Source organism: Klebsiella sp. Ech2A, assembly GCF_030078455.1.
In the GTDB taxonomy this organism is placed as follows: Bacteria; Pseudomonadota; Gammaproteobacteria; order Enterobacterales; family Enterobacteriaceae; genus Klebsiella; species Klebsiella terrigena.
In genome coordinates this window covers 1-9,982 of record NZ_JAQGFU010000165.1, presented here as the reverse complement: position 1 = coordinate 9,982, position 9,982 = coordinate 1, and the positions used below count along the sequence as shown (strand labels likewise).

The 9,982-nt window shown below is 59.3% G+C and carries 11 protein-coding genes; 9 read left to right on the top strand and 2 right to left on the bottom strand.

Annotated features, from left to right (window positions below; all coding sequences use genetic code 11):
- The 3 genes from PFH44_RS21305 to sixA form a co-directional block, all read left to right on the top strand.
- A partial coding sequence (locus PFH44_RS21305) for an acetyl-CoA C-acyltransferase (protein WP_283826068.1) occupies positions 1–820 on the top strand: 820 nt, incomplete at its 5' end.
- Positions 820–2,964 carry a fatty acid oxidation complex subunit alpha FadJ gene (gene fadJ / locus PFH44_RS21300; protein ID WP_283826067.1) on the top strand — a complete coding sequence of 715 codons (2,145 nt, stop codon included), beginning with the start codon at positions 820–822 and terminating at the stop codon, positions 2,962–2,964. The genes PFH44_RS21305 and fadJ, both read left to right, overlap by 1 nt.
- Positions 2,965–3,173: 209 nt before the next feature.
- A complete protein-coding gene (sixA, locus tag PFH44_RS21295; protein WP_283826066.1) occupies positions 3,174–3,659 on the top strand; it encodes a phosphohistidine phosphatase SixA in 486 nt (161 codons plus the stop codon).
- A gap of 21 nt (positions 3,660–3,680) precedes the next feature.
- On the opposite strand, the gene smrB is transcribed toward sixA, so the two are convergent.
- A complete protein-coding gene (gene smrB / locus PFH44_RS21290) occupies positions 3,681–4,232 on the bottom strand; it encodes an endonuclease SmrB (RefSeq protein ID WP_045856128.1) in 552 nt (183 codons plus the stop codon).
- 166 nt (positions 4,233–4,398) lie between these two features.
- Here smrB and prmB point away from each other — a divergent pair, with 166 nt between their 5' ends.
- The 6 genes from prmB to PFH44_RS21260 are packed head-to-tail and all read left to right on the top strand — an operon-like array spanning position 4,399 to position 8,944.
- A complete protein-coding gene (gene prmB / locus PFH44_RS21285) occupies positions 4,399–5,331 on the top strand; it encodes a 50S ribosomal protein L3 N(5)-glutamine methyltransferase (protein WP_045856126.1) in 933 nt (310 codons plus the stop codon).
- Positions 5,332–5,366: 35 nt separating this feature from the next.
- Entirely contained in the window at positions 5,367–6,452 is a 1,086-nt protein-coding gene (gene aroC / locus PFH44_RS21280) for a chorismate synthase (RefSeq protein WP_041146610.1), read from the top strand.
- A 3-nt stretch (positions 6,453–6,455) separates the two neighbouring features.
- Complete coding sequence (mepA, locus tag PFH44_RS21275; protein ID WP_045856123.1) at positions 6,456–7,280, top strand: penicillin-insensitive murein endopeptidase; 825 nt, start codon at positions 6,456–6,458, stop codon at positions 7,278–7,280.
- Entirely contained in the window at positions 7,280–8,089 is an 810-nt protein-coding gene (locus tag PFH44_RS21270) for a sulfite exporter TauE/SafE family protein (protein WP_283826065.1), read from the top strand. The genes mepA and PFH44_RS21270 overlap by 1 nt, the downstream gene beginning before the upstream one ends.
- Complete coding sequence (locus PFH44_RS21265) at positions 8,089–8,637, top strand: elongation factor P hydroxylase (protein ID WP_283826064.1); 549 nt, start codon at positions 8,089–8,091, stop codon at positions 8,635–8,637. Before PFH44_RS21270 ends, PFH44_RS21265 begins: the two co-directional genes overlap by 1 nt.
- A 31-nt stretch (positions 8,638–8,668) precedes the next feature.
- Entirely contained in the window at positions 8,669–8,944 is a 276-nt protein-coding gene (locus PFH44_RS21260; RefSeq protein ID WP_123709424.1) for a YfcL family protein, read from the top strand.
- Positions 8,945–9,025: 81 nt separating this feature from the next.
- Here the strand turns inward: PFH44_RS21260 and mnmC1 are convergent.
- Positions 9,026–9,982: FAD-dependent 5-carboxymethylaminomethyl-2-thiouridine(34) oxidoreductase MnmC1 (gene mnmC1 / locus PFH44_RS21255; RefSeq protein ID WP_283826063.1), on the bottom strand; the 957-nt coding region annotated here is incomplete at its 5' end.

The following is a 9,982-nucleotide window of genomic DNA, read 5'->3' as shown; positions in this document are numbered from 1 at the left end:
CCTGCGCGATCTTTTACCGATACCGCCCGCCGTCGCCGAATACTCGACCGGGCTGCGGATGGGCGATACCGCCGAGCAGATGGCAAAAAGCTGGGGCATCAGCCGTGAACAGCAGGATACGCTGGCGCTTCGCTCACACCAGCTGGCGGCCAAAGCCTGGGAGGAGGGAAAGCTTTCAGCAGAAGTGATGACCGCCTACGCGCCGCCGTTCCGCGAGCCTGTAGAAAGCGATAACAATATTCGTAAGAATTCTACCCTTGCTGATTACCAAAAGTTACGTCCGGCCTTCGATCGCAAGCACGGCACGGTCACCGCGGCCAACAGTACGCCGTTAACCGACGGCGCCGCGGCGGTGATAATGATGACGGAATCCCGGGCGAAAGAGCTGGGATTAACCCCGCTGGGCTATCTGCGCAGCTACGCCTTCACCGCCATCGGCGTTCAGCAGGACATGCTGCTGGGGCCGGCGTGGTCAACGCCTCTGGCGCTGGAAAGGGCGGGGCTAACCCTCGCCGATTTAACCCTTATCGATATGCATGAGGCGTTTGCCGCGCAAACGCTGGCCAACCTGAAGTGTCTGGCAAGCGATCGTTTTGCCCGCGAAGTGCTTGGCCGCTCGCAGGCCACTGGCGAAGTGGATGACAGCAAGTTTAACGTCCTCGGCGGTTCCATTGCCTACGGCCATCCTTTTGCCGCGACCGGCGCGAGGATGATCACGCAAACGCTTCACGAGCTGCGGCGCAGAGGGGGCGGGTTTGGTCTGGTCACCGCCTGTGCGGCGGGTGGTTTAGGCGCCGCCATGATTCTGGAGGTGGAGTAATGACTTCTGCATCGGCGTTTACTCTCGATATTCGTCCGGACAACGTGGCGGTTATTACCATCGATACGCCCGGCGAAAAAATGAATACCCTGAAGGCCGAATTTGGCAGCCAGGTTCGGGCTATCATCCGCCAGATCCGCGATAACAAATCCCTGCGCGGCGTGGTGATTATTTCTGCTAAATCGGACAACTTCATCGCCGGGGCGGATATCAATATGATTGCTCGCTGTACCAGCGCGGAAGAGGCGGAGGCGCTGGCTCGTCAGGGGCAGCAGATCATGGCCGAGCTCCACGGGCTGACTATTCCGGCAATCGCCGCTATCCACGGCGCCTGCCTTGGCGGGGGCCTTGAGCTGGCGCTGGCCTGCCACGGGCGAGTCTGCAGCGATGATGATAAAACTCGCCTTGGTCTTCCTGAGGTGCAGCTGGGTTTGCTGCCGGGTTCCGGCGGCACGCAGCGGCTGCCGCGGTTGATTGGCGTTAGCAGCGCGCTGGAGATGATCCTCACCGGCAAACAGCTGCGCGCCAGACAGGCGCTTAAGGCCGGGCTGGTGGACGATGTAGTGCCGCAGGCTATTTTACTGCAAACGGCGGTGGAGCTGGCGCTGAAAGGGCGTCCGGCAAGCCGCAACATGCCAATGCGCGAGCGCGTTCTTGCCGGTCCGCTAGGGCGTAATCTGCTGTTTCGCCTGGTGGCGAAAAAGACGCAGCAGAAGACCCAGGGCAACTATCCCGCTGCGAAAAAAATTCTGCAGGTCATTGAGAACGGGCTGGCTCATGGCTGCAGCAGCGGCTACGCCGAGGAGGCGCGAGCCTTCGGCGAGCTGGCGATGACGCCGCAATCCCAGGCGCTCCGCTCCATTTTCTTCGCCAGCACCGAGCTGAAGAAAGATCGCGGCGCCGATGCGCAAGCCGGACCTTTAAACAGCATCGCCGTTCTCGGCGGCGGCCTGATGGGCGGGGGGATCGCCTGGGTTACCGCCAGCAAGGGCGGATTGCCGGTGCGAATCAAGGATATTCAGGCCAGTGGAATTAACCATGCGTTGAAGTACAGCTGGGCGCTGCTGGACAAGCAGGTACGCCGGCGCTACCTGCGCGCCAGCGAGCGCGATCGCCAGCTGGCGCTTATCTCCGGGACCACGGATTATCAAGGGTTTGCCCACCGCGACGTGGTGATCGAGGCCGTATTCGAGGACTTAGCGCTCAAACAGCGAATGGTCGCCGAAATAGAGCAGCATTGCGGCCCGGAGACGATCTTTGCCTCCAATACGTCGTCGCTGCCGATCGCCGCGATCGCGGCGCAGGCCAGCAGGCCTCAGCGGGTGATCGGCCTGCACTATTTCAGCCCGGTTGAAAAAATGCCGCTGGTGGAGGTTATCCCGCACCAGCATACGGACCCGCAGGCCGTCGCCACGGTGGTCCGGCTGGCAAAAATGCAGGGCAAAACGCCGATCGTGGTGGCGGATAAAGCCGGCTTCTACGTTAACCGCATTCTCGCCCCCTACATTAACGAGGCGATGCGTTTACTGATGGAAGGCGAACCCGTTGAGCATATCGATAACGCCCTGGTTAAATTCGGTTTTCCCGTAGGGCCTATCCAGCTGCTTGATGAAGTGGGTATCGACACCGGCACCAAAATTATTCCCGTTCTGGAATCGGCGTGGGGAGAACGTTTTAGCCCGCCTGCAAATATCATTAATGCGATCTTGAATGACGATCGCAAAGGCAGAAAAAATAGCCGCGGTTTCTATCTTTATGAGAAAAAAGGGCGTACAAGCAAAAAACGACCCGATGCGGCAATTTATTCGCTACTGGGGATTTCTGCCCCGCAGGCGCGATTGTCGGCGCAGCAGGTGGCGGAACGCTGCGTGATGATGATGCTCAATGAAGCGGCGCGCTGCTTCGATGAGCAGGTTATTCGCAGCGCCCGCGATGGCGATATCGGCGCCGTGTTTGGTATTGGCTTCCCGCCGTTTCTTGGCGGCCCGTTCCGCTATATGGATACATTCGGGGCGGGTGAAGTGGTTGCAATTTTGCAGCGTCTGGCCGCTCAGTACGGCCCGCGTTTTACGCCATGTGAAAATTTATTGCGCATGGCCGAGCAGGGGGCGACGTTTTGGCCCGCTGGCGAACGGACGACCTAAGTTCTGGTCAAAGAAGATAAATCCGACGATGAATGACGCTGTCGATTGGCTGTTTTGTCAACAATCATTGACTATACTTACGCCACTGAGGTAAAAAACAGCGTTTCATTCGTTGGATGGATCAGGCACAATGCCCGGCCACTGAGTCGACTGCGTATTACCTTCGCGGGCAAGACTACGGTGCTTCTGGTTAACAAAAGCGGTGCAATATGCAAGTTTTTATCATGCGTCACGGCGACGCTGCCCTCGATGCAGCCAGTGACTCGGTTCGTCCATTAACCGCATGCGGTTGTGATGAGTCTCGTCAGATGGCAACCTGGCTGAAAGGCCAGAAAGTGGATATTGAGCGGGTTCTTGTGAGTCCTTATCTGCGTGCAGAACAGACGCTGGATATCGTAAGAGAGTGCATGAACCTGCCGAAGAACGTCGACGTCATGCCGGAGCTGACGCCGTGTGGAGACGTTGGCCTGGTCAACGCCTATCTTCAGGCGCTGGCGAATGAGGGTGTGAAAACGGCGCTGGTCGTTTCTCACCTGCCGCTGGTGGGGTACCTCGTCTCAGAGCTCTGCCCGGGAGAGACTCCCCCGATGTTCACGACCTCGGCCATTGCCTGCGTGACGCTCGATGCCAACGGCAAGGGCGAATTCAACTGGCAGATGAGCCCCTGCAACCTGAAGATGGCTAAAGCTATCTAATCTCCCCCCGGAGCCGACGTATTACGGAAGCTCCGGCGGTTGCCACTCTTCAATCTCAATCAGCACCAGCAGTGCGGCGTCTCCGCCGTACTCTTTTGGCGCCTGATGGAAGGCCATAATATGCGGATGCTGCGCCAGCCATAATGGCGTTTGCTGCTTGAGAATATGCTTTCCGTGGCCGTGCATTACGCAGGCACAGAATACGTGTTCCCGGCGGCATGCGGCAATCAGCGCGCCCAGCTCCTGCTTTGCCTGCTGCTGGGTTAAACCGTGCAGGTCAAGAAACAGCTCGGGCGAATAGTCTCCGCGGCGCAGCTTTTTCAACTCAAAGTGGCTCACGTCCGAACGGACGTATTTTACCGACCCCTCGGTATTCAGCAGCGGCTGAAACTCATCCGAAAAGTAGTGGCTGTTGTCGGCCTGCTCCTGAAGCAGGCGCTTCGGCGGCACTTCGGTTATTTTCTTGCGCAGCGGGCGGTGAACGATAGTGTCCTGCTTAATCTTACGCGTGCCGGTCATGAGCTGACGGAACAGCGTCTGATCCTCCACGCTAAGCGATGTTTTCTTTTTCATTGCCCACTCTCATCTTTTCTTTGCGCTAGTTTACCCGACCCGGAGTAGATCCGGGCAAGCAAAACGTACTTTTCCCCCTCTGCCTGACGTAAGAATGCTGATTTATCGCCGTCTTCGTGGCAAACTAGCCGCCGAATTTACAGTAGAGCGTGTCCTGGAGGATGGCGTGGATAAAATTTTTGTTGATGAAGCAGTCAATGAGCTGCAGACCATTCAGGACATGCTGCGCTGGGCGGTAAGCCGCTTCAGCGCGGCGAATATCTGGTACGGTCACGGCACCGACAACCCGTGGGACGAAGCGGTGCAGCTGGTGCTGCCTTCGCTGTACCTGCCGCTGGACATTCCGGAAGACATGCGCATTGCGCGCCTGACCTCCAGTGAAAAGCACCGCATCGTTGAGCGCGTGATTCGCCGCGTCAACGAGCGCATTCCTGTCGCCTATCTGACCAACAAAGCCTGGTTCTGCGGCCACGAGTTTTACGTCGATGAACGCGTTCTGGTGCCGCGCTCGCCGATTGGTGAGCTTATCGAAAACCAGTTTGCCGGACTGATCGACCATCAGCCGCAGCACATCCTCGATATGTGCACCGGCAGCGGCTGTATCGCCATCGCCTGCGCCTATGCCTTCCCGGAAGCGGAAGTCGACGCGGTGGATATCTCCCCTGACGCGCTGGCCGTCGCCGAACAAAACGTGGAAGAGCACGGGCTGATCCATCAGGTTACGCCGATTCGCTCCGATCTGTTCCGCGATCTGCCGAAGGTGCAGTATGACCTGATCGTCACCAACCCGCCGTACGTCGATGAAGAAGATATGTCCGATCTGCCGGGCGAATATCGCCATGAGCCGGTGCTCGGGCTGGCTTCAGGCAGCGACGGTCTCAAGTTGACCCGCCGGATCCTCGCCTGCGCCCCGGATTACCTCAACGATGACGGCATTCTGATTTGTGAAGTTGGTAACAGCATGGTACATCTGATTGAACAGTATCCGGATGTCCCGTTCACCTGGCTTGAGTTCGATAACGGCGGAGACGGCGTGTTTATGCTGACCAAACCGCAGCTGATCGCCGCCCGGGTGCATTTCGGTATTTATAAAGACTAAAAGTAAAAACAACACGCAAACATGACGGAGCCGTGATGGCAGGAAATACAATTGGACAACTCTTTCGCGTAACCACCTTCGGCGAGTCGCACGGCCTGGCGCTGGGCTGCATCGTCGACGGCGTACCGCCGGGCATCCCGCTGACCGAAGCCGATCTGCAGCACGACCTGGATCGCCGTCGCCCCGGTACCTCGCGCTATACCACCCAGCGTCGCGAACCGGACCAGGTTAAGATCCTCTCCGGCGTATTCGAAGGCGTCACCACCGGCACCAGTATTGGCCTGCTGATTGAGAATACCGACCAGCGTTCGCAAGATTACGGTGCGATTAAAGACGTTTTTCGTCCCGGCCACGCGGATTACACCTACGAGCAGAAGTACGGCCTGCGCGATTATCGCGGCGGCGGACGCTCGTCGGCGCGCGAGACCGCGATGCGCGTTGCGGCAGGGGCGATCGCCAAGAAGTTCCTCGCGGAGAAGTTTGGCATCGTCATCCGCGGCTGCCTGACCCAGATGGGCGATATCCCGCTGGCCATTAAAGACTGGGAGCAGGTTGAACAGAACCCGTTCTTCTGTCCCGATCCGGATAAAATCGACGCGCTTGATGAGCTGATGCGCGGCCTGAAAAAAGAGGGCGACTCGATTGGCGCAAAAATCACCGTCGTAGCCGATGGCGTGCCTCCGGGACTCGGTGAGCCGGTATTCGACCGCCTGGATGCCGACATTGCCCACGCGCTGATGAGCATCAATGCGGTGAAAGGCGTTGAGATTGGCGACGGCTTTGAGGTGGTTAAGCTGCGCGGCAGCGAAAACCGCGATGAGATAACCAAAGCCGGTTTCCAGAGCAACCATGCGGGCGGCGTGCTCGGCGGGATCAGCAGCGGTCAGCAGATTGTTGCGCATATTGCGCTGAAGCCGACCTCCAGTATCACCGTTCCGGGGCATACCATTAACCGCTTTGGCGAAGAAGTCGAGATGATCACCAAAGGGCGGCACGATCCGTGCGTGGGGATCCGCGCGGTGCCGATCGCGGAAGCGATGCTGGCGATCGTGTTAATGGATCACTTTATGCGTCAACGCGCGCAAAACGGCGACGTGACGACATCAATTCCACGCTGGTAATCGATGAAAAAAACCGTTATCGCTCTGCTGGCGCTCGTGGCCAGCTCTGCCTGCTCTGCGGCAACGCCGTGGCAAAAAATCACCCAGCCGATAGCCGGCAGCGCGCAGTCTATCGGCGCTTTTGCTAACGGCTGTATTGTGGGAGCCCAGGCGCTGCCGCTGAACTCGGTAAACTACCAGGTGATGCGTACCGACCAGCGCCGCTATTTCGGCCACCCCGATCTTGTCCGGTTTATCCAGCGCCTGAGCAATCAGGTGCATAGCCGGGGAATGGGGACGATGCTGATTGGCGATATGGGCATGCCCGCCGGCGGGCGTTTTAACGGCGGCCACGCCAGCCATCAGAGCGGCCTGGACGTGGATATTTTCCTCCAGCTGCCGCAGACGCGCTGGAGCGCGGCGCAGCTGCTGAAGCCGCAGGCGCTGGACCTGGTCTCCGGCGACGGCAAGCGCGTTGTCCCGGCGCGCTGGAGCCCGCAAATTAGCCAGCTGATCAAGCTGGCGGCGGAAGATAGCGAGGTCACGCGCATCTTCGTTAACCCGGCCATCAAACAGCAGCTCTGCCTCGATGCCGGAAGCGATCGCGACTGGCTGCATAAGGTTCGCCCGTGGTTCCAGCACCGTGCGCATATGCACGTTCGCCTGCGCTGCCCTGCCGGAAGCCTGGAGTGCGAAGAGCAGGCGCCGCCGCCTGCCGGCGATGGCTGCGGTGCTGAGCTGCAAAGCTGGTTCGAACCCCCGAAACCCGGATCAACCCCTCCTGTGAAGAAGACGCCGCCTCCGCTGCCGCCTTCCTGCCAGGCGCTACTGGATGAGCACGTTCTTTAATGGATAGTTTTATCGACCTGTTTATGGTTTCGCCCACGGTGCTGGTAGTGCTTTTCTTCGTCGCTATTCTCGCCGGATTTATCGATTCTCTGGCCGGCGGCGGCGGGCTGTTGACCGTCCCGGCGCTGATGGCTGCGGGGCTTCCTCCGGCGCAGGCGCTGGCGACCAACAAGCTGCAGGCCTGCGGCGGCTCGCTCTCGGCGTCGCTCTACTTTATCCGCCGCAAGGTGGGGAACCTCGCCGATCAGAAGCTTAATATTCTGATGACCTTTATCGGCTCCACCGGCGGTGCGCTGCTGGTACAGCACGTGCAGTCCGATATCCTCAGGCAAATTTTGCCGATCCTGATTATCGGCATTGGCCTCTATTTTCTGCTGATGCCAAAATTAGGCGAGGCCGATCGCCAGCGTCGCTTGTACGGCCTGCCGTTCGCGCTTATCGCCGGCGGCTGCGTGGGTTTCTATGACGGCTTCTTCGGCCCGGGCGCCGGCTCGTTCTACGCCCTGGCCTTTGTCACCCTGGCGGGGTTCAACCTTGCAAAATCAACCGCTCATGCGAAGGTGCTCAACGCGACCTCCAACCTTGGCGGGCTGCTGCTGTTTATTATTGGCGGCAAAGTGATTTGGGCGACCGGATTCGTGATGATGGCGGGGCAGTTTATCGGCGCCCGCGCCGGCTCACGGCTGGTATTGAGCAAAGGGCAATCGCTGATTCGACCGATGATCGTGGTCGTGTCCGCAGTGATGAGTGCGAAACTTCTTTATGACAGCCACGGGGCGGAAATCCTGCAGTGGTTGGGAATGAATTAATGCAACAGCAACACCATTATGAGCAGCTGATCGCTATTTTTGACGGCTGCTTCGCCGGCGATTTTAATACCCGTCTGATTAAAGGCGATGACGAACCGATCTATCTTCCGGCTGATAACGACGTACCTTTTAACCGTATCGTCTTTGCCCACGGCTTTTATGCCAGCGGCCTGCACGAAATTTCGCACTGGTGTATTGCCGGGAAAGCGCGTCGTGAGCAGGTTGATTTCGGCTACTGGTACTGCCCGGACGGCCGGGATGCGATGACGCAGAGCCAGTTTGAAGACGTCGAGGTGAAACCCCAGGCATTTGAGTGGCTGTTTTGCGTGGCGGCGGGTTTCCCGTTCAACGTCAGCTGCGACAACCTGGAAGGGGACGTCGAGCCCGATCGCATCGCCTTTCAGCGGCGGGTCCATGCCCAGGTCATGAGCTATCTGCAGCAGGGGATCCCGGAGCGTCCGGCACGATTTATTCAGGCATTACAAAAATATTATCAAACGCCGCCACTGACGGCAGAACAATTTCCGTGGCCGGAAGACCTGCACTAAGGCCACGCTTTACACTAGAAGAGGAAAGACAATGCTCGCGGAGTTTGAATCACGCATTCTGGCGCTAATCGACGAAATGGTAGACCACGCCAGCGATGATGAACTGTTTGCCGGCGGCTATCTGCGTGGCCACCTGACGCTGGCGGTAGCCGAGCTGGAAGGCGGAGACGATCACTCGCCGCAGGCGATCAGTGACCGGGTGACTCGTAGCCTGGAAAAAGCGATCGGCGCGGGAGAGCTTTCGCCGCCGGACCAGATCCTCGTTCAGGATATGTGGAATAAATTGTATCAGCAGGCAAAACGCTAAATAGCCTGCTCGATAGCCCTGGCCGCGCGTTGCGAGGTCGGGGAATAGCCCGGAGAGTGCCATCCGGGCTACCTCAACGGATTATTTCACCGCTTTTCCCTTCAGCAGTTTCCTTACCCATAGCCGATTAGGATTGAGCGCCGCCAGCGTTTCGCGATCCATCGGCAGCGGTTCGCCGCTCATCTGTGCCGCCAGAATTTCCGTCGTTAACGGCGCGGAGCACAGCCCGCGCGATCCCAATGCCCCAAGAAGATAGAGATTGCTATGCACCGGCGCAGAGGGCGCATCCTCCTTCTGCCCGGCAAGCTGAGCGTATTGGGCAAGCGTAGCCTCATAGTCCGGCACGTTGCCGACCATCGGTAAATGGTCGCGGGTGGCGCAGCGCACGCCGCAGCGGGCCTCGTTGGCGCTGGTATCGACCTCCTGGGCCCACTGCGCATTGGGGAAGCAGTCTACCAGGCGCTGACGGTTCTGCCGCTGGTCCTCGGCGCTGAACGCCGTTTCCGTCTGCCCGCGATGATAGCTGGCTCCGATACAGTGCTGCTGGTTACGCGGGTTTTGCGGCGTCAGGTAGCCGTCATAGCACAGCACCTGGCGCAGCTTAGAAAGCCCCGGCGTCGTCGGGATATGGCTAACCTGGCCGCCCACCGGATAGGCCGGCAGCTGCGCGGTTTGGCTGAAGGTCGTCAGCTGATGGCCGTTCGCCAGTACCACCACGGCATGCTGCTGGCTCTGGTTCAGCTGCCAGCCGTCGCTCCCGGCGGTGAGCGTCTCCACCTTAAAGCCATAGCGCGCCTGCAGACCTCGGGTCGCCGCCAGCGCGAGAAGTTCGGCCGTCAGCTGCTGCGGGCAGAGCCAGCCTCCTGCGGGATAGGCGATCCCGCCGCAGCCGGTCTCGACGCCGGTCGACTGCGCCACCGCTTCGGCGCTAACGGCGGCGGCAATTTCCGCCGGCAGATTGAGCTCAAGCATCTGGGCGATTTTTTGCCCGCTTTTCTCATCCCAGGCGAGCTGCGTCACGCCGCACCACCGATGGTC